Origin of the sequence: Halopseudomonas sp. (genome assembly GCF_041579695.1) — a bacterium.
GTDB lineage: Bacteria > Pseudomonadota > Gammaproteobacteria > Pseudomonadales > Pseudomonadaceae > Halopseudomonas.
In genome coordinates, this window is the sequence record NZ_JBFGFI010000050.1 from 1 (window position 1) to 21,515 (window position 21,515).

A 21,515-nucleotide genomic window follows, 5' to 3' on the forward strand; every position below is an offset into this window, starting at 1 on the left:
GGACTGACTCTCCGCCAGAAATCAAAGGCTTAGCGCTCTTCGGAGACTAAGCCTTTTTCGTTTGCGGAGCCATTTGGGGGAAATTTGGTGCAATGACCTGCCAAAAGACCTTTGGCGCGCTCCCCCAAAGCAGCGCACTCTTTCCCCCATGACATACATCACCCGGGGCCTTGTCAGTTGCCAATCAGCGTCCTGTCGCATTGCAGTGACCTCTTTGCATCACTGATCGGATATGATCTCCGCTGCTGCGAACAAACTATCTAGTTTCTTTTGTAATTCTTCTGCGACGATGTCTGCGCGAATATTGTCCCGCTCCTGCGCATAGGGCTCTCTGGTCAACTCCCTCTTGTCGATAAGTTGCACTACTTTCCATTTCTCATCTTGATGGATTGGCGAGCCTACGAATTGTTCTATGTTGAGCTCCATCACCTGTCGATTCACTTCAGGATCTATGTCAGTGCCCATTAGCCAGGGTGTCTCGATTCTAGTGATCAGAGGATTTTGCTCGAGAGCCTGATCGCCCGCGCGCAGGAGATCGAGCGTATTGGCTGCGAGTTTCTTGCTACTCGTCTCCCATATCATGAAACGGTAGAGCGTTTGCGGCGGCTGTTGCGCATAGCGTTTGCGAATCTGCGCTTCTTCCACTTCTATACCGGCCATTATTTCTTGCACGGCGATCTGGGCCAGCAGGGTTTGAGAAAACAGTTCAAGTTCCAGTTTGAACTGCGCCGACTTGTCTGCGTCGCCCGCTTTGGCTTTCTGAGCGAGCAGAACAGTCATGATCAGATCTCTTGCGACCTGGCCCCTGAGATCTGGCTGGGCTCGGGGGGCGTTGCCAGTTGCTGTACTTCCGTCGTCGCTCTGTTCTTCGCGTGATGCCAGCAAAAAGTCATACAAGTCCTGAGCAACGGGTTCGTCGTTTACCCTGGCGAAAATGGCGGAATCAGTGCTGTTGAGTGATTGTTGCTTTTCATCAGATGCCGTTACCGAATTAAGGCCAGTGGCCATAATCAGGCAGGCCAAGGAAAGCATTGTCTTTTTGGTTGTCACGTAGGTACCCGGGCATGCTGGACAGCAGAGAGACAGAAGGCGGACCGGTTAGGGGCCGCCTGCTGATGTGAAAAATAAAAGCCGAATCAGGCGTTACAGGTAACGTCTGATGTCGTTGTAAACGCCTTCACTACTCATCAGACCCAAGTGCGAAACGTTGGATGTCTGCCGGCTTTCGCCACATTTCGCGCTGCTGTTGGGAATGATGATTTCATCGCGGTCTGACCAAAGCGACACGTCACAACCACGACCAGCCAGGGATTTCAGGAAATGCGAGTTGTAACGCATTTCAAAACAAGCCGGGCTGAAACAGCCATAGGCCCAGGACGTTCCATGGTGTGGAGTGCCCAGGGTCACTAGCTGGTTGGTGGCAGCGGATCCGCCTTCAAAAACGCGATACCAACGAGATACCAAGCCGCCATTGGAGTGCGCGATGATTTTTGCGCGCCGGTTGTTGTGCGCGGGTCGCAAATTATCGATGTAGGCATCGAGCTTTTGCGCGCTGGTCTTGTTGCTGCTGCCCAGGCTGTTGTAGCCGAACTTGTAAAGCGAGCAGGCAGGATACCCGTCGTTTTGAAAGCGGCTGATCATGGTATCAAATTGGGAGCCCCAGCCAGAATAGCCGTGGACGAAGACAATTGGATCTGCATTGCAGGCGTGAACAGCGCCAGCCAGCGGGAGTGTGGCCAGCAGGGCAAGGGTGGGTAGTACCTTGATGCGCTTCTTCATGATCTTATCCTTCTTGTTCTTATTGGATTTGTTTCACTTGGGCCCAGGGACGGTACTAACTACGAGAACTTTGAATTACGCACTCGCTAAGCCAGCTCAATACTGTCTCGATATAGATTTTTGTCTTCGAATTAGAAAGTGTATCGCCGTCGCGAACCTGTCTCACAATAGGACTGCACTGCTGTCAGCGGTATCACCCATTCGGGTGGTGCATCGCGCTCTCGTCAAACCGTCATCAAACAATGTTTTTCCTGTCATCTTGGATTTCCATCATGTGCTGGTTGATCCTAATAACCTGCTGAGGAAGGCCCGATGTCCACAGAAATGCACAATGATTTGACCGTTATCGATAACGGGGAAGGTGACGAGCCGCTGCGCGAACGTCAGATGAGTCCGATATTCGCGAGTATTCTCGAGGCCCGCCTGGGTCGTCGTCAGATGCTCAAGGGCAGCGCCGGCGCGGCCGCTATCGGGTTCATGGGGCTCGGTCTATCAGGTTGCATGAGCGATTCTGACAGCGATGATGATGGTGCCAGCGAGGCTGCCCCGGCTCCTGCGTTGCTCGGGTTCTCTGCTGTACCTGTCAATAGCAATGACACCATCACCGTGCCGGAAGGCTACAGCTACCAGGTGCTGATACCCTGGGGAACACCTATTACCGGCGACTTCCCCACGTTTTCTGTCAATAGCACCGGTGCAGACCAGGCTTCGCAGATTGGCTCACACCATGATGGCATGCACTTTTTCCCGATCAACGGCAGTTCCGGAGACGGTCTGTTGGTGCTGAACCATGAATATGTGGAGCCGCGGCTAATGCACTCGCGTGCCCAGGGTGTGGCCCTGAGCGGTGGCGCAGTACCGCCGCTGGTCGCCGGCAAGCGTCCGGCCGACGAAGTGCTGAAGGAAATGAATGCGCATGGTGTTTCCATCGTGCGTATCGTCAAGGGCGCCAACAACGAGTGGCAGGTACAGCCCGATGCCATGAACCGCCGCATCACCGCGTTGACGCCGATGGCCCTTCAGGGCCCTGTGCGCGGTAGCGACTTCGTCAGGACTAAGCACAGTCCAGATGGCACCATGACCCGCGGTACCCTGAACAACTGTGGTAACGGTTCGACGCCTTGGGGTACCTATATGGCAGCCGAGGAGAACTGGGCCGGTTATTTCTCCAACAGCGGTGACAACCCCCGTGAGCATTCAGCCTACGGCATTCCTACCGGCAGTAACGGCCGCTATGGCTGGGAGTCTGCAGACTCCGGCGCAGACGAGTACATCCGGTTTGATGCCAGCATCAAGGGTGCCTCGGCGATAGAGGATTACCGCAACGAGCCGCTGTGCTTTGGCTGGATGGTCGAGATTGATCCTTTCGATCCGCAAAGCACACCCGTCAAGCGCACTGCCATGGGCCGCTTTGGCCACGAGGGTGTAGTGTTTGCACCTGCAGTAGAGGGCCGTCCGGTCGTCTGCTACTCCGGCGATGACTCGCGCTTCGAATACATTTACAAGTTCGTAAGCGCCGGTAACTACAATGCGGCCACTGCCTCCGGCACGTTGCTGGACTCCGGTACCCTGTATGTTGCCAAATTCAATGCGGACGGCACTGGTGAGTGGCTGCCGCTGGTCTTTGGCCAGAACGGTCTTACCCCGGCAAACAACTTTGCCAGCCAGGCTGATGTACTGGTAAATACCCGTACTGCTGCGGACTTCCTGGGTGCCACACCGATGGATCGTCCTGAGTGGGGCGCGGTGGATCCTGCCAACGGTGATGTGTATTTCACCCTGACCAACAACAGCCGACGCACCGCGGATCAGACCGATGAGGCGAACCCGCGAGTAGGTAACCCGCACGGTCATATCATCCGCTGGGCGGAAACCGGTGGTGACCATGCTGCGACGACCTTCGACTGGGATATCTTCATGTTCGCCGGCACCAGTGGCGAGTTCGGTACCGATCCGAGCATTGGTCAGGATCCGAAGGGTGATCCATTGACCGCTGACAATATCCTCAGTTCGCCGGATGGCATGTGGATTGACGCGGACAGCCGGGTCTGGATCCAGATGGACAGTGGTGCTACGGATCCTTTCGGTAACTGCGCGATGCTGGCAGCTGATCCGAAGACCGGGGATCTCAAGCGTTTCCTGGTGGGCCCGCTCGGCCAGGAAATCACTGGTGTGATCACCACACCGGACCAGAAGACCATGTTCATCAACGTCCAGCACCCGGGCGGCGATACCACGCCGGCAAACTTTGCTGCGGGCAACTATGCCAGCACCTGGCCCGACAACAATCCTGCGCAGTTCCCGCCACGCTCGGCCACTGTCGTCATCTGGAAGGATGATGGCGGCGTAATCGGTAGCTGATCTGATTGCCGGGGAGCTGATAACCAGCCCCCGGTACCTTTTGCATACTGCGACGCACTCAAGTGCGTCGTCTCTTTTGGAGTACGAATCATGGGTATAGGCGGAGTAAGTATCGGCTCGCTGCTGATTGTTCTGGTCATTGTGATGTTGCTGTTTGGCACCAAGCGCCTGCGCAGTATCGGCGGCGATCTGGGCGGTGCGCTGAGTGGCTTCAAGAAAGCCGTCAGGGATGGTGAGGAATCGCGTGATGCCATGGCAATCAATGTCGAGGCCGAGCGGCACCAGGCTCGCAGCCATCAGGGTGAAAAAGCGGTGTCCTGAACGGAGCAGTTGCAATGTTCGATAACGGCTTGAGTGAATGGACGCTGGTGATGGTGTTAGGGCTGCTCGTACTCGGGCCGCAACGAGCACTGGTGATGGTTAATATGCTGGGCCTAATGCTCGGCAAGGCGAAAGCAGCGATGGCGCAGGTACAGGAGCAGGTCGCCAGGGAATTGCCACGTGAAGAGCTGGAGCTCGTGCAGGAGAAAGTTCAGGAATTGCGCCGTAGTAATGTGAAGCGGAAGGCGGTTGAGTTGCTGGGTTTAGAAGAAGATAAGGCCTGACTCGCGATGCGACTCAGGCCTTTATTCTGAAGCTATTAAGGAGCTACTGGACACGGAGGGAGAAACGCGCGTGGATACTGACCAGGCGCGACGGGTCCGTTCACGGTGTATTCACAACCAAAATCGGAACTTGCAACTGTTGCAGGATCAAGGAAGTCATCGCCGCCGGGCTTAATCCCGTTCTGTTCCCACTGAATCATCGCATCGAGCGTATTCGAGAATTCTGCAACAGTGAAGTCACAGTGACCCGGGGCACGAACAGCGCGCTGTACTACTTGGTCTCCGAAGCCGTTATCAATCATTCGGCGCTTGTAGATCTGTTCCATATTGATGGGGACAAATAGGTCTCCAATGGTATGGACAGTCACTACAGGAATCGCTTTGTAGAGATTACCGTTGACCTTAGGAATGAAACGCAGACCGTCGTCTCGAAGGCCATTGGCCCCCGACACCGGGGTAGCTTGCACAATGGTGTTGTTGAAAGTTTGTTCAGCCTGGGTGAGTGGCTGGCCAGGCTGCGATTCGAATCGATAGGTAATGTCGGTAGTGTCAATTACGCTATCGTTGAGGATGCCCGTTACGGTGCCATCTGCACCAGCAAAGCTCTGGAGCAGGTTTTGGAATAGTTCAAAAGAAACGCTGTAGATTGGTCTGGGTCCTCCGGAAAGATTCTGAAGGGTCGGAAATAGAGGTTCACCTTTAAGAGTTAACTGGCTCTCGTCTTGTGTTGTCGAGACGGCTGGATCGTAGTTATTCCATAGCACATCTCGCGCTGTAGCGACTTTGGCTGTGGCGTCGTCGATCGGGAAACTGGTCGCCGGCACGTCAGCGAATTTGAATAAGGACAAATTGTAAGCGGCGAAATAATCAAACAGATCAGTGTCGCCGAGTACGCCACACATTGGCGCCGCACCGTCGTAGGGAACGAAGTTGTTGGCCGTTTGCTGGGCCTCTAGCTCGATTGCTGCTGCAGTTACATGGCCACCCATGGATACGCCAGTGATGTAGCGTTTGCTCGGAGCCGGCAAAGTGCGGCCGTTCTCAGCTGCAATGTCGTTGAATGCTAAAGCGAGCTTGTTGGTATCCTCAACGCCCGCGCGGACATCGTAGAAGGTAGTGCTGTAAGACGACGCTGCCCAAGCATAGCCGTTATCCAGCAAATACTGACGCATTGGTGGGCTGTCGACATAAAGTCTGGAACCTTCGCCGCGGAACCCGTGGGCGTACATGACTAGCATGCCATTCCAATTTTCCGGCACCTCTACACGATAGCCGGCATTGTCGATAACCCCATGCCAGCGGCTGGTGTTCTCGTAGGCGGGTACGCCTGCGGCAAGCGGGCCGAATGGCAGTTGCGCTTCGTCTACCTCGAAAAATCCATCTGCAATGCGTTGCTGCTGCGGGGTAGGCGTTTCGGGAGGTGGAATGTTGGCACTACTACCACCGTCTCCGCCCAGACAACCCGACAGCGCGACAGCGCTGATAACCATGCCCAGATAGGCGGTTTTCTTCATCATGTTCATTATTTTTATTCTCCTGACAGGCAAGGCCAAAATTGTTTTTGGTGTCCCACTCGAGTGCTGGCATTGCGCGATTAGAGTAAAGCCTCAAACGTATGCAGTAGCAAGCGACTATGGTTACTTATCGCCTGGTTTTGCACCCATGCATGCTGTTTCATTACTGGAATTGATCAGTGTTTCGGGCGTATAACCTATACGGGTGATTGCGATGCATCCTTAAGGATGAAACGTGTGACCGATTCGGTGTCGCACTAGGCAAACCCGGGTTTTAACCCGTTCAGGGGGTTGTCGACGGATGGCAATTTCGTGACAATCTGGTTGTCTGTTCCGCTTGTTTCAGATTTATAACAATAAAATTGCAAAGAAAGGACGGTATAGTCTGCACCGGCCCGGGCGAGTGACCCAGCCCATTGTCTTTGCCTGGAGAACGCATGCCCCTGGACGCCCGATTTCCCCTGGATTCTTCCCTGCGACTTTTGGTTATCGCGCTGGCAGCGATCACTGCTGTGTTGCTGGGACGTTTGACCTGGACGCTGGTCGAGCCGCAGAGCGTCCTGCCCGCGCCTGCGGTGATTCCGCTGTCCATGATCGATGGCCCTGACGCCAGCGCTTCGGGTGGATTTGCCGAGCTCGCTGCGCTGTCGGTTTTCGGTAGTGCAGCGGACGCCCCCCGTAGTGCGGTGCTCAACGCGCCGGACACCTCTCTAAGTTGGGTTCTCAAGGGCGTGCTTACCGATCCTGACCCGCAGCGCAGCGCGGCGATTCTGGCTCCCCAGGGGCAGCCCGAGAAAGCCTATCGCGTGGGCGCGAGCCTGCCGGGTAACGTCCGTCTGGAGCAGGTGCTCGCCGATCGGGTGATCCTGGCTCGTGATGGCAAGCTGGAAACCCTGAGATTGCAGCGTACCTCGCTCGCGGCTTCGAAAACGCCGCCACGGCGGCCCGCAGCAGCTCTGCCTCAGGTAGACGCCAATCTCACCATAGCGGCTGATGGTGGTGTTGCGCGTATTGATCGGGAGGCCTGGATGAGTGATCCGCAGCGGTTCATGGAGGTGGTCAGCGCCACACCTGTGCTGGTCGACGGCGTGATGTATGGTCTTGAAGTCAGTCCCGCGCGCAATGCCCGAGAGTTTGAAGCTGCAGGCCTGCAGGCTGGTGATGTGGTGGTTGCGGTCGAAGGGACGCCTGTTGCGGAGATCAGTGATTACCGTGACATTCTTCAGGGGCTGACAGGCGATACCGTCTCTCTCTATGTAGAAAGAAAAGGTGAGCCTCTAACTTTAACAATAACGATGGATTGAGACACGATGCTGATGTTGTCCCGTTTTGCCCGCCGTGCCGTGCCTCTGGCGCTGAGTCTGAGTCTGCTGAGTGCGGCAGTCCAGGCCCAGACTACCGACTTTGCCGGAGACCCGAACGAAGAGCTGGTGCTCAATCTGCGTGATGCCGAGATCAACGGTCTGATCGAAATTGTCAGCCAGGAAACCGGCGTTAACTTCATTGTCGACCCGCGTGTGCGCGGTCAGGTCAATGTCGTGTCCGGTCAGCCGGTCAAGCGGAGCGAGTTGTATAATCTCTTTCTTGGCGTGCTCAAGACCTACGGTTTTGCTGCTGTCACCGGCGCTGATGGGGTAGTGCGTATTCTGCCGGAGGTGCAGGCCAAGGAAAACGAGGTCTCAAACCTGCAACCTGATAGTCGCGGTGATGAAATCATCACCCACGTGATCAGTGTCAAGCATATCAATGCCGGGCAGCTGGTGCGGATCCTCAGGCCTCTGGTGCCCAAGGGTGGCCATCTGGCCGCAGCAGCGGAGTCCAACAGTCTGGTCATTGCCGATACCGCCGCGAACGTGCGCCGCATCCAGGCTCTGATCGAGCGGATCGACCTGGAATCGATGGAAGACTTTGAAATCGTGGCGCTCGAACATGCGTCGGCCAGTGACGTGGTGCGCGTGCTGCAGACGCTGGATGCGCCAACGCCAGGAGAGGACTTCACCAAGCGCCCTGGCATCATAGCCGACCAACGTACCAATACCGTGATCCTGCGTGGCGACCCGCAAAGCCGGTCCTCGTTGCGCGATATCATCGGGCGGCTGGATATGCCGGCTGAAGATGGTGCGACCCAGGTTCATTACCTGCGTTATGCCAAGGCCGAGCAGGTGGCTGAAGTACTGCGCGGTATTGTCGAGGGGCGGACGGTGGCCGGTGCGGGCGTTGCATCCGGGATCCAGACCAGCGCCGGCGGCACCAGTGGCAGCCCGAACAACCAGCAGTCTGGTATCCGCGTCGAAGCCCACGAAAGCACCAATTCGGTGGTTATCTATGGACCGGCCGAGCTGTCTCGCGAGATGGCCTCGATCATCCGCCAACTGGATATTCGCCGCGCACAGGTACTGGTCGAAGCGGTGATCGCGGAGGTGTCCTATGACCGCGCCAAGGAGCTTGGCGTGCAGTGGGGCATTGGCAGTGAGAACGGCGGCGTCGGGATTATCAATTTCAATCGCGGCGCGAGCGGCGGCATCGTCAATCTTGCTGCGGGTACCAGCGCCTTTCTCGATGGCAGTGTCACCACTCCGCCGTCACTGGGGAATGGACTCAGCCTGGGCGGTTTCGGCAGCATCGGCAGTACCCAGATCGCGCTCCTGGTCAGTGCGCTACAGGGCGACAGTTCAAGTAACATTCTCTCTACCCCCAGCCTGATGACGCTTGACAACGAGGAAGCGGAAATCGTCGTGGGTCAGAACGTTCCGTTCATCGTTGGCCGCTCCATCGAGGAGTCCGGCCAGGCTTTCGACACTATCGAACGTCAGGATGTGGGTATCAAGCTGCGGATCAAGCCGCAGATAAACGAGGGCAGTGCGGTGCGCCTGGAGATCGAGCAGGAAGTATCGCAGATTGCCGCCGGTGCAACCGGTGCGGCTGACATCATTACCAACAAGCGCAGCCTGAAAACCCACGTGATGGTCGACGACAATCAGTTGATCGTCCTTGGTGGCCTGATCGACGATCAGTTGGTCGAGAGCCGCGACAAGGTTCCCGGCCTGGGCGACATTCCCGGACTTGGCCGTTTGTTCCGATACGATACGGCCCGGACGGAGAAGCGCAATCTGATGGTCTTCCTGCGACCTGTGATCATTCGCGACGCCGCCACCGCCGCCGACCTGACCCAGTCCAAATATACTTACATCCGCGATCAACAGATTGACGCGCAGAATCGTCAGGACAGCATGTTGCCGGATGCGCGGCCAATTCTGCCAGACTGGAACTACCTGCTTAGCCTGCCGCCACCGTTCGAGAACGCGATCACCGGTGCTGCTGTCGAGCCGGCCAGAATGAGTATTCCTACCCCACCCGCCAGCCAATAGGGGCGCAGTGATGAGCGATACCGACATTGCCGCCACATTGCCGACCGAGCCGGGGCTCCAGGCGGAAACGGGCTACCGTTTCGCCCGGCGTTTCGGCGTGCTGCCCGGCAACGTGCAGGACGGCCAGCTGGAGGTGTTCGTGCGGGCCGACTGCGATCCACAGGCGTTGCTCGAGCTGCGTCGCCGGGTAGGTCATCCGCTCAAGCCGCAGGTGCTCGATGATGACACCTTTGCTGCACACCTGCGTGACCGCTATGAACGCTCGGCGAATGATGCGATGCAGTTTGTCGAGGGCCTGAGCGAGGATGCCGACCTGATGTCGGTTGCCCAGTCGCTGTCCGAGCCAGAAGACCTGCTGGAATCCCAGGACGAGGCGCCGATCATTCGTTTGATCAATGCGCTGCTCTCTGAGGCGGTGAAGGAAAACGCTTCGGACATCCACATCGAACCCTTTGAGAATCGACTCTCGATCCGTTTGCGCGTCGACGGCGTGCTGCGCGAGATTCTTGAGCCACCGCGGGCGCTGGCGCCGGTGATCGTTTCGCGTATCAAGGTCATGGCCAAGCTCGATATCGCCGAGAAACGCCTGCCGCAGGATGGTCGGATCGGCTTGCGTCTGGTTGGTCGGGCGGTTGATGTGCGTGTCTCGACGCTGCCTTCCGGGCATGGTGAGCGGGTCGTTCTGCGCCTGCTGGACAAGCAGGCCGGCCGTCTCGAGCTGCGGCAACTGGGTATGGGCGCGGATCATTACGCGGCTATGGAACGAATTATCGCCCGGCCCCACGGCATCGTGCTGGTCACCGGCCCCACCGGCTCGGGCAAGACCACGACACTGTATTCGGCGTTGATGCAGCTCAATGATCGCAGCAGGAATATTCTCACCGTCGAGGATCCGATCGAATATTACCTGGATGGCATCGGCCAGACCCAGATCAATACCAAGGTCGACATGACCTTCGCCCGTGGCCTGCGTGCAATCCTGCGCCAGGACCCGGACGTGGTGATGGTCGGCGAAATACGCGATGTGGAAACCGTACAGATCGCGATCCAGGCCAGTCTGACCGGTCACCTGGTGTTCTCGACTCTGCACACCAATACCGCAGCTGGCGCTATTACCCGTCTGCGTGACATGGGCGTGGAGCCGTTCCTGCTGTCGTCCACACTCAACGGCGTACTTGCCCAGCGGTTGGTACGGACGCTGTGCACCAGCTGTCGCCATCCGCATCAAGCCAGTGCCAGCGAGTGTCGGCTGATGGGGATCGACGAAAGCCAAGCGCCGGAAATCTTCAGCGCAGTGGGCTGCGAGGAGTGCAATAACAACGGCTATCGAGGCAGGACCGGTATCTACGAGCTGATCGAAGTAGACGAAACCCTGCGTGGCCTGATTCACGATGGCGCCAGCGAGCAGGCAATGATTCGCCACGCGCGTCTGGCACAGTCGGGCATACGTCATGACGGGCTGCGCCGCGTGCTCGCTGGCCAGACCACGCTGGAAGAAGTCCTCCGCGTCACCCGGGAGGATTGACCGTGCCCGCATTTGATTACGTAGCGGTAGATCCGGCCGGGCGCACGCGCAAGGGCGTGGAGGAGGGCGACTCTTCACGCCAGGTGCGCAGCAGATTGCGCGAGCAGGGCCTGATGCCGATGTCGGTCAATCAGGTTGCCGAACGCAAGTCGGTGATGCGCACGCCGATGTTCCAGCGTGGCGTCAAGCCGCTGGAACTGGCGCTGGCCACCCGGCAAATGGCGACGCTGGCGCGGGCCGGGATGCCGATCGAGGAAGTGCTGGGTACCGTCGCCCGGCAGAGTGAAACCCAGAAGGTCAAATCCACTCTCTCAGCTGTCCGCACGCGAGTAATGGAAGGCTTGCCGCTGGCCCACGCCCTGGGGGAGTTTCCCTCGGTCTTTCCCGCAATTTATCGCACCACGCTAGCGGCTGGCGAGCAGGCGGGCCGACTCGATCTGGTACTCGAACGGCTTGCGGACAACGTCGAAGCGCAGAATGCGATGCGTCAGAAGATTCAGTTGGCGATGTTCTACCCGGCGATCCTGACCATCATGGCACTGCTGGTGACCATGGCGCTGCTTACCTACGTGGTGCCGGAGGTAGTTCAGGTATTTGCCGGGATGAATCAGGAGTTGCCCTGGCTCACCAGGGCCTTGATTGCCACCAGCGACACCCTGCGAAGCTGGGGACTGTTGATGCTGGTCGTATTGATTGGCGCTGTTGTGGCGACCAAACAGCTATTGAAAAAGCCTGCGGCGCGTTATCGCTGGGACGCCTGGCTATTGCGCGTACCGCTCCTCGGGCGCCTGATCAGGGGCCTGAATACTGCCCGTTTCGCACGCACGTTGAATATTCTTGCCGGCAGCGGCGTACCCTTGCTCGACGCACTGAATATGAGCTCAAGCGTGGTGACCAATGTGCCCATGCGCGATGCGGTAAGTGATGCCGCCAAGCGTGTGCGCGAAGGCTCCGGCGTAGGGCATGCACTGGAGCGCAGCGGTTATTTTCCGCCGATGACCCTGAGCCTGATCAAGAGCGGTGAGAGCAGTGGCACACTCGACAAGATGCTTGAGAGGGCGGCTGAAACCCAGGAACGGGAGTTGGAGGCGCGCATCGCGATCGTGATGGGTGTGTTCGAGCCCCTGCTGATTCTGGCCATGGGAGCGGTGGTGCTGATTATCGTGCTCGCCATCCTGTTGCCGATATTTGAACTCAACCAACTGGTGAACTGATTATGACCATGAGCAAGCAACAACCGGCTGGCAAACAGCGCGGCTTTACCCTGATCGAAGTAATGGTAGTGGTCGTGATTCTCGGCATCCTGGCTGCTGTGGTGGTGCCACGGGTCATGGATCGTCCGGATCAGGCGCGGATTACCAAGGTGCAGAATGATGTGCGTGCGCTGGAAAGTGCGCTGAACCTCTACCGGCTCGACAACTTCAACTACCCCACCACTGAGCAAGGCCTGAGCGCATTGGCTATCCAGCCCACCGGCACTGACGCGCCGCGCAACTACCGCTCCGGCGGTTATGTCGATCGGCTGCAGAAGGACCCGTGGGGCAACGACTACCAGTATCTGCGTCCCGGCCGCGATGGCCGTGATTACGACCTTTACAGCCTGGGTGCCGATAGGCGGCCCGGGGGCGAAGGTGCCAATGCGGATATCGGTAACTGGAACCTCGAACAGAATGAGCAACGCTAGACATGTCGCTACTCGCCACAACTGCATGCGTGCGAGCCACGAGGGGATTCACCCTGATCGAGCTGCTGGTTGTGTTGGTTCTGGTGGGTGTTGTAGCCAGTCTTGCCACTCTGTCGATTGGCGATGGCGCGGAGCGTCAACTGCGTATCGAGACGCAGCGGCTGGCGGGTTCGCTGAATCTGGCGCGCGATGAATTGCTGATCACCGGAGCGGGGGAGCGGGCTCTGGGCTTGCGCCCGGACAGCTACAGCTTCCTCGAACTGGTTATCCTCGACGACTCCACCCGTGAATGGCGGCCGCTGGTAGACCAGCAACTGGGCGTCAGGCAACTGGAGTCGGGGGTGCTCGAGCTGGCCTTCGAGCAGGAGGGTGAGCGCATGCCGCTGCCGCAGACAGGAGGCTGGGAGCCTCACGTTCGGCTGGGCAATACCGGCGAGATGACGCCTGGCATCATCTCGCTGAGAGTGCCTGGCAAGCCGTTGCAAAGGCATATCCGCCTTGGTATGGAAGGTAGCGTCGAGGTGCTTGATGCGTTCCCGGAATAAAGGCTTCACGCTACTCGAGGTGCTGGTAGCGATGACCATTCTCGCGGTGGCGCTGGCGGCACTGGTCAAGGGAGGGTCCGACCATTCGCGTAACACGCTGTATTTGCAGGAACGCACGCTGGCCCACTGGGCCGGACAGAACCTGTTGACCGAATATGAAACCGGAATGCGGCCGGTAGCCGAAGGTAATCGTAGCGGCGATACAGTGATGGGGCCGTTCCGCTATGGCTACCGGGTGGAAATTAACGATTATACGCCCCAGGCGCCAATGCCATTGCCCGCAGTAAAGCGTGTGGACATTCGCCTCTGGCTGCTGGAGCAGGGTGAGGACGACCAGCGCGCCTTCGTCAGCGGGTTTGTATTGCCATGAGCAGCCGCGGTCGCAGCCACAGCCTCAGACGCGATGGCGGCTTTACGCTGCTGGAAATGCTCATAGCCATGGCGGTTTTCGCGATCATGAGTGTGGTGGCTTACGGTGGGCTGCGTGCAGTACTGACCGCCGACCAGGTTACCCAGGTGCATGCCCAGAGACTGGCAGACCTGCAGGTCACGCTCAGCGTCCTGGAGCGCGATCTGGCACAGGTTGTACAGCTGGCGGTACGAGATGAATTCGGCGATCGCTTGCCACCATTGCGCCTGCGCGCCGGTGGCGATGCGAAAATGCTGGAACTGGTGCGCGCTGGCGCCGGCGGAGATCAGCGTCTCCGGCGCACTGCCTGGCTGATAACCGACCGGGGCCTGGAGCGTCAGCTCTGGCCGGGGGTCGACATTGTGGATGCGGAAAGTGCGCGGGTGCAGCCCTTCGGTGAGCTGGTCGCCGAAGACCAGTTGCTCGGCATCGACAGCGGTTTTGCGCTGGTAGTGCGCACCGAGGCAGGGCTTGAACGGATTGATTCCTGGCCGCCGGCCGATGTAGATCCGGCCTCGGTGGAGTTGCCGATGGCGGTGGAGATAGTGCTGGACCTGCCCGAATATGGAGTCATCCGCCGGATGATGGCGGTGGGCATGTGAGACAGCCTGTAGCTCGCGCGACAGCCAGAAGACAACAAGGCGTAGCCTTGCTGACGGCGCTGCTGGTGGTTGCCCTTGCGGTGACTGCGGCAGTCGCGATGGCGCTGCGCAGCCAGGTCGATATACGCCGGACCAGCGCGGTGTTCGAGCGCGATCAGTCCCGCCAGATTGCACTCGGTGGCGAGAAGATGGTGCTGCAGTTTCTCGAGCGTATTGAGGGTCCGGACGACCTGCCGTGGGACACCTGCCGCTCACCTACATTGCCGTTTATGGTCGACGAGGTGAGAGTGCAGGCCACGGTCGACAACATGCAGTGCCGGTACAACCTCAATGCACTGTCGGGTGCAGACGAGGTTGAGCAGGGTTTCTTTGCCCGGTTGGTGGACAAAGTGGGTTCCGACAGCGGGGCGGATATGCCGAGCGGGGCGCAGCTGGCGCTGGCAGTGACCGACTGGATGGACCCGGAAACCGATGATCCGGCGTACCGTACAGCCGAGCCGGCCCGGGTCTCGGGTAATCGTGCGATGCTCGTGGCCTCGGAGCTGAACTCGGTGCTGGGGATGAACAGCGAGGCATGGCGGGCATTGGCTCCCTATGTCACCGCCTATCCGGGACAGGACAGCCCGATCGACGCAAAGCGCAGCGCGGAACTGGTCAGGGACATATTTGCGGGTCGTGCTGCTGGCGAGCAGGCACCCTGGTACATGCGACTGGAACTGGTTGCCGAGTTCGGTCAGCGGCGTTTTTATCAATGCTCGCTGATTGATGCGGCAAACGGAAGAGTGGTCCTCAGAGAACAAACGGCCTGCGAGCCATGAAAATAACGGATCGAACATGCTGATAGTGTTATTACCCGAAGATCTCCAGGAAGTGCCTCAGGACACGACGCTGGTGCACTGGTGGCGCCTTGAGCGCGATGGCAGCCTGCAGGGCGAGGGACGCGACACCCTGAATGGTCTGAAAACACGCTTTCCCGCGGAGCGACTCAGGGCCCTGGCGCCAGCGACCGCGGTCAGTCTGTACCGGCTGGACATGCCGGTACGGCGTACGGCTTCAATACGGGCGGCGCTGCCTTTCGCACTCGAAGACCAGTTGAGTCAGGACCTGGAGCTGCTGCACTGCGTGCCCGGGCCGCGGCGCAGGGATGGTCGCCTGGCTGCCGCGGTGGTCGAGATAGAAAGCATGGAGCGTTGGCAACATCTGTTCGCATCGCAGCAATGGCGAGTAGAGGCGCTGATCCCGCTGCCGGCCCTGCATGCCGACGATGCCCCGGAGGAAGGTTTGCTGGTCAGGCCCTCGCCCTGGCCATCGGCGGTACCGCAGGCACTGATCACCGCGCCCGACCAGGAGCCGGCACTGATCGAGACTGGCATGCTCCAGCTATGGCTGAGGCGCCGACTGGGTAGCCTGCCGGAAGCCCAAAGGGTAGTGAGGGCTAGTGGCTTTAGTCGCGAGGCTCTGGGCCTGGAAGACAGTCCTGATGTGGTTTTCAGCCGCGATCCGGGCACGGTTGAGGTGAACCATGCGCTGAAATACTGCCTGCAGCCCAGCCCGCCGCTGACCCTACTGACTGGTTCGTTTGCTACCAGCATGGCAGCGCCGCCGTGGCGCAAGTTGCGCCCGGTCATGGTTGCGGCAGGGGTGCTTGTCGCCGTGATGCTGGCGCAGTTCAGTCTGGAATGGATGATGCTGGCGAGTGAGCGCGACCGATTGGTCGCAGGTATACAAACGGTTTTCGAGAGCAGCCTGCCCAACAGCCGGATGGTTCAACCCGTCACCCAGTTTCGTCAGGTGCTGGACGGCAATGCAGCAGGCAATACAGCTCAGCGCGGTGGCGCGCTGCTGCATGAAGCCCTGGCTGTGGTGGCGCAAACGCCGAACGCCAGCATCACGCAGTTTCGGGCGACGCCCGACGAGGTGGAAATCGAGCTGCAGCTGGCATCCTTTGCCGAGCTGGAAGCATTGCGCGCCGGTCTGGCGGCAAGGCCGGGATTACAGGAAACGCTGCAGGGAGCTGATTCTGCGAGCGAGGGTGTCACTGCCCGTCTGAAAGTGTCCAGGAGAGAGTCATGAATAACTGGTGGGCCGGACTGGCTCCGCGCGAGCGCGTCATTCTGATTGCCGGCATGGCGGTGCTGGGGTTGCTGATCATCTGGTTGCTGATTGTCGAACCCATCGTCAACCAACGCGCCGAACTGCGCCGGGAAGTCATGCAGCTGACGGCCGACCATACCTGGATGCAACAAACAGCACTTCAGGTAAGGCGTCGCGCCGGCATTCAGCGTGACGGCCAGTCAGCTACGGGTGTGCCAGGGGGCTCGGTGCTGACATTGATCGAGGTGTCTGCCAGTGCTGCAGGTATCAAGGACGCGATGGAACGTGTGCAGCCAGAGGGCGATGGGGCGCGGTTATGGTTTGACGCGGTGGCCTTCGACACCCTCGTCCGTTGGCTGGCGGAGCTGGAACAGCGTCAGGGGCTGCTGGTCAGTCAACTGTCAGTAGATGCAGGCGTTGAGCCGGGCATGGTCTCTGCACGTGTTCTGGTGGAGCCACGCTGATGCTGCGACCACTGGACTGGAAGCGAATGATTGCATTGGCGCTTCTGCTTTATCTGATAAGTCTGATCTGGAACCTGCCGGCGAGTTTTGTCTGGGAGCGCGTCAAGGATCAGTTACCTGCCCAGGTGGAGCTGCACGGGCTGACTGGAACGATCTGGTCGGGCCGGGTAAACCGGATCGATGTTGATGGCATTGACCAGGGGGCCCTGAGGTGGTCGTGGCGGCCGGTCGGGCTGCTGACAGCGGCCATAGAGCTGGATCTGGGCTGGACGCCGCGCAAGGGCGACGTACGCGCCACGCTGCAGGTCGGCACCGATACCCTGACATTGGAGAATGTCCGCGGACGGCTGGACGCCGCCGCAATGGCTTCAGTCAACAAGGCCCCGTTCCTGCTTGAAGGCACTTGGCTGCTCGACGTGCCGGTACTGGAGCTGGAGGACATGGAGCACGTTGCCCAGGCGGAGGGACGCCTGGTATGGGAAGCTGCGGCCGGTGGCCTGCCTACCGCTCTCTCTCTGGGCGATCTGGTGGCCGACCTGCAAGAGAATGACGGCTGGTTGCAATTCTCGCTGTCTGACCAGGGTGGCCCCCTGGGGCTGCAAGGAGACGCGCGGTGGCGGCCAGGCCAGGCGATGGAGCTGGATACGCGGCTGCAAGCCAGAGCAACTGCTGAGGCGGGTCTGGCTGGCGGTCTGGCATTGCTTGGCAACCCGGCAGCAGATGGATGGATAAGCTGGCGCGCGCGCTTGCAGTGAGAGCCTTCCCGATCTTATTTGGAGAATATATATGCGTTTGACCCTGTTGCTGATACTGCTCGCGGGCCTGGCGGGCTGCGCCACTGGCCCCGCGTCCAGCAGGTCGCCGGACCCGGAAGCCGTTGATATTCGGGCACGGCTGAGCCTGGGCGGCTGTGAGCCGGAGCTGGCCGATGCGGTGTGGCGTCTTGACCACCCAGGTCTGGAGCAGGAAGTAGCCTTCCAGTGCCTGCAGGAGGGGCAGTTGGATATCGTCGAGCGTCTGCTGGACGGTTACAACGATCGGCACCGCAATGCGCCGAACCCGGACTATTCCGTCTACCTGCTGGCGCTGACTGACTTCGTGCGTTTCCAACTGGCCGAGGGTGATGCCATGCAGCAGCTTATCGCCGGACGGCGCGCCCATGACCAATTGGTCGCTTTTGTGCGGGCGTATCCTGAATCCGCGTACCGGGCTGAAGTCGCGCCGCGACTGGAAGCCCTGCATGAAGGAATGGCCAGGGCCGAATACCGTCTGGCAATGGGTAACCTCGAAAAGGGACGTCGCGAGATGGGCGCTTCAAGATTGCGTTACGTGGTCCGCGAATATCCGCGTAGTGCAGCCGCAACCGACGCCAGGCGCTGGCTGGAACAGCGGCTGATCCCCTGAGCCGGGTAGGGCGTCCTTACACTTGTTTTAGGGGCACTACAATGTCGCGCGACGCCTTCGCCGGGTTGACATTGTGCACAATTTTCGAGCGATGCTCGTAAACGTTATTTAATACTGATGTAACCCCCTGAATTACTGGGCTCATTTGTAAGTTATTGATTTTTAACAATAAACAATTGGTCAAAATTTGATCATTCTAACCCGTGTCCGCATATTACATGGCTCTGGCAGGGTTTGCGGCAAGCTATCCACAGAGTTGTCCACAGATATTGTGGATAGCTTTTGCCCGTGCCATGGGGTCAGATTCCCTGAGGGATTTCTTCTTCACCCAGCGCAGAAGTCAAGGCCGGAATGAATTCTGAAAGGCTCTTGGCCATGATGGTGAAGCTGGCATCCAGTTGGCCAGCCATGTCATCGCCGCCCTGGTCGTCGGCTTCGTCGGTGAGCAGATCCTCGAACCGTAGCCGTTTGACCGAAAGTTTGTCGTCGAGGGTGAAGCCGAGCTTTTCCTGCCACTGCAGAGCGAGCTGACTGACCTGTTTGCCGGCAGTAAGATGCTGCTGGATTTCATCGCTCGCCAGATCCTGGCGCTTGCAGCGAATGACTCCTCCATCTTCGGTGGTATCGCGCAGCTCGCACTCATCTCCGATCACCAGCCCTTCCGGAGCCTCCCCGGTCTTGACCCAATCGGTCATGCAGGCACCGGGGGCAATCTTGACCGTCATCGGGCGCACAGGCAGGCTGCCGGCACACTCGCGCAACAGGCTGAGCAGGTCCTCGGCACGCTTGGCGCTGGAGGTATCAACCGCGATCCAGCCTTCCTGCGGCGCTATACAGGCCAGGGTGGTCTGGGTGCGGGTGAACGCACGCGGCAGCAGGGACATGATGATCTCGTCCTTGAGCGTATCGCGCTCCTTCTTGTAAACCTTGCGGGCGTCACGTGTCTCGATCTCGTCCACCTTCTCGGTCAGGCTTTCCCGGACCACACTGCCGGGCAGGATGCGTTCTTCCTTGCGCAGGGCGATCAACCAATAACCATCGGCTACCTGAACGATATTCTCCGAGTGCTTGCCGAATGGCGTTGTCCAACCCAGCGTGTGGGTTTCCTGACTACCGCATGATCGCGCGGGCTTCTGCTCGAGCGCGCTGATCAACTCGGCTTCATTGAAGGGAATGGTCTGGCTGAAACGATAAAGCAGAAGATTACGAAACCACATGATGCTGTCCTCGCACGTCCGGCGCAAAAGTCAGCAATAGTGCCTGACGCGAGCGCTGGCGGCCAGTCGATCCGGGGGCATAATTAACATATTGAAAAAGGGGAGGATTTTTTTTGAAAAAGGTATTGCCAGCAAGCGAAAAGCTGCCTAGAATGCGCCCCACTTCGAGAGCAAATGGGTGATTAGCTCAGCTGGGAGAGCATCTGCCTTACAAGCAGAGGGTCGGCGGTTCGATCCCGTCATCACCCACCACTCGAGGTAACACGCAGTGGTAGTTCAGTTGGTTAGAATACCGGCCTGTCACGCCGGGGGTCGCGGGTTCGAGTCCCGTCCACTGCGCCATATTGTAAGCTGGAAGCTCCGGCTTCCAGAAACAGAAAAAGCGACCTTGTGTCGCTTTTTTTGTGCCTGGGTATTGGCCGTTAATCGCGCTCGGCATGCGCCTGCGGATGCAGGTCGCGCGCCAGCTCCAGGTGCTCCTCAAGCTCTGCCAGCGCGTTTTGCGCGAAACGGCTGACCTCGCCATCCTCGGTATTGGCCATGCGCTCGTAGAGGTCGATCAGCGCCTGGTGATCGGCAACCTGATTGTTCGCATAGACTTCGAGGAATGAGTCGCCCTCACGCACCTCGAGGACCAACCGCTGAGCGCGATCCATCAGCGCCGCGGAGCCGGAAACTTCCAGCTGTTCCTGGGCAGCCAGCTCGGTCAGTTTGTGATTGAGTCGTCTGTGTTCCTCGATCATCTGTTGGGCGAACTCGCGCACCTGCGGATCCTCGGCTACTCCGCTCTCCTTCTCAAGCGCCAGTTCGGCTGCGTTGATTATCGTGTAATTTTTTTCGCTGGCCTCCTCGATGAAAGTTACAGCGCTCACTCCCTGGGGATAGTTGGGCTCGGTCACCATTCCCGCCCGGCTTGCGCTGCCGCCCTGACCCGTAGTCGCCGGAGTGCCTGTCGGCCCCGGCGTACGTGTGGCGTCACCCATATCCGTACCGGTCATCGTGTCGTCATCGGCCATCGTTGGCACCGCTCCAATGCTGAGCAGACCAGCTATGACTGCACTGGTCAAAGTCTGAATTGTTTTCATGCGTGCCTCACTGCAGTCTGTTTGCCGTTTGCTGATCAAAAAAAAACGAGTAGCTTGAAGCTACCCGTTCTGGGCTTGCCGATTACTGAATTACATGTTCCCTTCAGTCGTCGGCTCAAGACCTACTTCCGGTGTGCCCGGTTCGGCGCGGTCGGTCCCATCAGAACCGGGACGGGCTTCGATGCCCATACCAGTATCGGTGCGCTCGCCCAACTCGCTAGCATCCGGTGCAATGTCTTTCGCTTTTTTCTCATCGTAATGCTCTGACTTCTTGTCATGCTCCATATCGCCATGCATGTCTGCTACCGCGAATGGAGCCGCGAAACCGAGAGCAAGGGTAATTGCTGTGGTGCCGATGATGTTTGAATACTTCATATAAACTACCTCTTTTTTGAACCCGCCTTAACAGGTTCGCTAATGAATCAATAAGTGGAGCAGCTATCCGTTCTTAATCTTTTTTTTAGAAGAGGACAGCATCTGGCGTCATCCTCCGGGAGTGAACTTCATATGTTCGACTTACCCTCAGCCTAGTCGCTACCGGCGAGGTTTGCTGCGACGTCTATAACAAGATATGTAGCACTTACTCAACAAAATCATGTTCACCGGCCACCGGGTCGATGTCCGGATTTTTGCCTGCGTGAGGGGCTCCCGGCACGGCACGGGTTGCTGCGTTTGGATTCGCGCCCATATCAGCTGCCTGCTCTCTCATGATGTCGATATTGTTGGTGTTGAGCTCTGCGTCGTTACCTGTGTCGTCCTTCATTTTGGCATCACCGTCATGCTTGTCAGCCATGGCAGGCGCGGCCTTGGCTTCAGCCTCCTGATTCTCGGCTTCGGTTATTTCGACCTCAAGCCCGCC

General features: G+C 58.7%; 23 protein-coding genes and 2 tRNA genes. 18 read left to right on the forward strand and 7 right to left on the reverse strand.

Annotated features, from left to right (window positions below; all coding sequences use genetic code 11):
• Nucleotides 1-219: 219 nt before the first annotated feature.
• Nucleotides 220-1,050: a peptidylprolyl isomerase gene (locus ABYA88_RS10500; protein WP_373187185.1), complete on the reverse strand. Its 831-nt coding sequence runs from the start codon at nucleotides 1,048-1,050 to the stop codon at nucleotides 220-222.
• A gap of 93 nt (nucleotides 1,051-1,143) precedes the next feature.
• Nucleotides 1,144-1,779, reverse strand: a complete 636-nt coding sequence (locus tag ABYA88_RS10505; RefSeq protein ID WP_373187186.1) for an esterase/lipase family protein — start codon at nucleotides 1,777-1,779, stop codon at nucleotides 1,144-1,146.
• A 312-nt stretch (nucleotides 1,780-2,091) separates the two neighbouring features.
• On the opposite strand from ABYA88_RS10505, the gene ABYA88_RS10510 reads away from it, so the two are divergent.
• The 3 genes from ABYA88_RS10510 to ABYA88_RS10520 all read left to right on the forward strand — a co-directional run bounded on the left by ABYA88_RS10510 (nucleotide 2,092) and on the right by ABYA88_RS10520 (nucleotide 4,745).
• A complete protein-coding gene (locus ABYA88_RS10510) occupies nucleotides 2,092-4,140 on the forward strand; it encodes a PhoX family phosphatase (protein WP_373187188.1) in 2,049 nt (682 codons plus the stop codon).
• A 90-nt stretch (nucleotides 4,141-4,230) separates the two neighbouring features.
• Nucleotides 4,231-4,461 (forward strand): Sec-independent protein translocase subunit TatA, encoded by a 231-nt coding sequence (locus tag ABYA88_RS10515; protein ID WP_373187189.1) that lies wholly within the window; start codon nucleotides 4,231-4,233, stop codon nucleotides 4,459-4,461.
• 14 nt (nucleotides 4,462-4,475) lie between these two features.
• Nucleotides 4,476-4,745, forward strand: coding sequence for a hypothetical protein (locus tag ABYA88_RS10520; protein WP_373187190.1), 270 nt, complete (start codon nucleotides 4,476-4,478; stop codon nucleotides 4,743-4,745).
• Nucleotides 4,746-4,780: 35 nt separating this feature from the next.
• Here ABYA88_RS10520 and ABYA88_RS10525 read toward each other — a convergent pair whose 3' ends face one another.
• Nucleotides 4,781-6,268, reverse strand: a complete 1,488-nt coding sequence (locus tag ABYA88_RS10525; protein ID WP_373187191.1) for an alpha/beta hydrolase — start codon at nucleotides 6,266-6,268, stop codon at nucleotides 4,781-4,783.
• 428 nt (nucleotides 6,269-6,696) lie between these two features.
• Here ABYA88_RS10525 and ABYA88_RS10530 point away from each other — a divergent pair, with 428 nt between their 5' ends.
• The 13 genes from ABYA88_RS10530 to bamD are packed head-to-tail and all read left to right on the forward strand — an operon-like array spanning nucleotide 6,697 to nucleotide 18,354.
• The gene (locus ABYA88_RS10530) at nucleotides 6,697-7,563 is read left to right on the forward strand and encodes a type II secretion system protein N (RefSeq protein ID WP_373187193.1); all 867 of its coding nucleotides are present in this window, start codon (nucleotides 6,697-6,699) and stop codon (nucleotides 7,561-7,563) included.
• Nucleotides 7,564-7,569: 6 nt separating this feature from the next.
• Nucleotides 7,570-9,627: a type II secretion system secretin GspD gene (gene gspD, locus ABYA88_RS10535; RefSeq protein ID WP_373187194.1), complete on the forward strand. Its 2,058-nt coding sequence runs from the start codon at nucleotides 7,570-7,572 to the stop codon at nucleotides 9,625-9,627.
• A gap of 10 nt (nucleotides 9,628-9,637) precedes the next feature.
• Complete coding sequence (gene gspE, locus ABYA88_RS10540) at nucleotides 9,638-11,152, forward strand: type II secretion system ATPase GspE (RefSeq protein WP_373187196.1); 1,515 nt, start codon at nucleotides 9,638-9,640, stop codon at nucleotides 11,150-11,152.
• A gap of 2 nt (nucleotides 11,153-11,154) precedes the next feature.
• Nucleotides 11,155-12,366, forward strand: a complete 1,212-nt coding sequence (gene gspF / locus ABYA88_RS10545) for a type II secretion system inner membrane protein GspF (RefSeq protein ID WP_373187198.1) — start codon at nucleotides 11,155-11,157, stop codon at nucleotides 12,364-12,366.
• A 2-nt stretch (nucleotides 12,367-12,368) separates the two neighbouring features.
• Nucleotides 12,369-12,836 (forward strand): type II secretion system major pseudopilin GspG, encoded by a 468-nt coding sequence (gene gspG, locus ABYA88_RS10550; RefSeq protein ID WP_373187200.1) that lies wholly within the window; start codon nucleotides 12,369-12,371, stop codon nucleotides 12,834-12,836.
• Between the two features lie 2 nt (nucleotides 12,837-12,838).
• Nucleotides 12,839-13,381: a GspH/FimT family protein gene (locus ABYA88_RS10555; RefSeq protein WP_373187202.1), complete on the forward strand. Its 543-nt coding sequence runs from the start codon at nucleotides 12,839-12,841 to the stop codon at nucleotides 13,379-13,381.
• Nucleotides 13,365-13,751 (forward strand): type II secretion system minor pseudopilin GspI, encoded by a 387-nt coding sequence (gene gspI, locus ABYA88_RS10560; RefSeq protein ID WP_373187203.1) that lies wholly within the window; start codon nucleotides 13,365-13,367, stop codon nucleotides 13,749-13,751. Before ABYA88_RS10555 ends, gspI begins: the two co-directional genes overlap by 17 nt.
• Nucleotides 13,748-14,392: a type II secretion system minor pseudopilin GspJ gene (gene gspJ / locus ABYA88_RS10565; RefSeq protein ID WP_373187205.1), complete on the forward strand. Its 645-nt coding sequence runs from the start codon at nucleotides 13,748-13,750 to the stop codon at nucleotides 14,390-14,392. Before gspI ends, gspJ begins: the two co-directional genes overlap by 4 nt.
• A complete protein-coding gene (gene gspK, locus ABYA88_RS10570; protein WP_373187207.1) occupies nucleotides 14,389-15,210 on the forward strand; it encodes a type II secretion system minor pseudopilin GspK in 822 nt (273 codons plus the stop codon). Before gspJ ends, gspK begins: the two co-directional genes overlap by 4 nt.
• Before the next feature lie 16 nt (nucleotides 15,211-15,226).
• Entirely contained in the window at nucleotides 15,227-16,465 is a 1,239-nt protein-coding gene (gene gspL / locus ABYA88_RS10575; RefSeq protein WP_373187209.1) for a type II secretion system protein GspL, read from the forward strand.
• The gene (gspM, locus tag ABYA88_RS10580) at nucleotides 16,462-16,950 is read left to right on the forward strand and encodes a type II secretion system protein GspM (RefSeq protein WP_373187210.1); all 489 of its coding nucleotides are present in this window, start codon (nucleotides 16,462-16,464) and stop codon (nucleotides 16,948-16,950) included. The genes gspL and gspM overlap by 4 nt, the downstream gene beginning before the upstream one ends.
• Nucleotides 16,950-17,705 (forward strand): type II secretion system protein N, encoded by a 756-nt coding sequence (locus ABYA88_RS10585; protein ID WP_373187211.1) that lies wholly within the window; start codon nucleotides 16,950-16,952, stop codon nucleotides 17,703-17,705. The genes gspM and ABYA88_RS10585 overlap by 1 nt, the downstream gene beginning before the upstream one ends.
• Before the next feature lie 31 nt (nucleotides 17,706-17,736).
• Complete coding sequence (gene bamD, locus ABYA88_RS10590; protein ID WP_373187212.1) at nucleotides 17,737-18,354, forward strand: outer membrane protein assembly factor BamD; 618 nt, start codon at nucleotides 17,737-17,739, stop codon at nucleotides 18,352-18,354.
• 299 nt (nucleotides 18,355-18,653) lie between these two features.
• Here the strand turns inward: bamD and rdgC are convergent, their stop codons facing one another.
• Complete coding sequence (rdgC, locus tag ABYA88_RS10595) at nucleotides 18,654-19,571, reverse strand: recombination-associated protein RdgC (RefSeq protein ID WP_373187213.1); 918 nt, start codon at nucleotides 19,569-19,571, stop codon at nucleotides 18,654-18,656.
• Between the two features lie 176 nt (nucleotides 19,572-19,747).
• On the opposite strand from rdgC, the gene ABYA88_RS10600 reads away from it, so the two are divergent.
• Both ABYA88_RS10600 and ABYA88_RS10605 read left to right on the forward strand, forming a co-directional pair.
• Nucleotides 19,748-19,823: transfer RNA gene (locus tag ABYA88_RS10600), tRNA-Val, on the forward strand.
• Between the two features lie 13 nt (nucleotides 19,824-19,836).
• Nucleotides 19,837-19,913, forward strand: a tRNA-Asp gene (locus ABYA88_RS10605).
• Between the two features lie 80 nt (nucleotides 19,914-19,993).
• Here the strand turns inward: ABYA88_RS10605 and ABYA88_RS10610 are convergent.
• The 3 genes from ABYA88_RS10610 to ABYA88_RS10620 all read right to left on the reverse strand — a co-directional run.
• Entirely contained in the window at nucleotides 19,994-20,656 is a 663-nt protein-coding gene (locus ABYA88_RS10610; RefSeq protein WP_373187214.1) for a DUF4142 domain-containing protein, read from the reverse strand.
• 90 nt (nucleotides 20,657-20,746) lie between these two features.
• Nucleotides 20,747-21,031 (reverse strand): hypothetical protein, encoded by a 285-nt coding sequence (locus ABYA88_RS10615; RefSeq protein WP_373187216.1) that lies wholly within the window; start codon nucleotides 21,029-21,031, stop codon nucleotides 20,747-20,749.
• Nucleotides 21,032-21,236: 205 nt separating this feature from the next.
• Nucleotides 21,237-21,515, reverse strand: a 279-nt coding sequence (locus ABYA88_RS10620) for a hypothetical protein (protein ID WP_373187217.1), incomplete at its 5' end; no start/stop codon positions are given.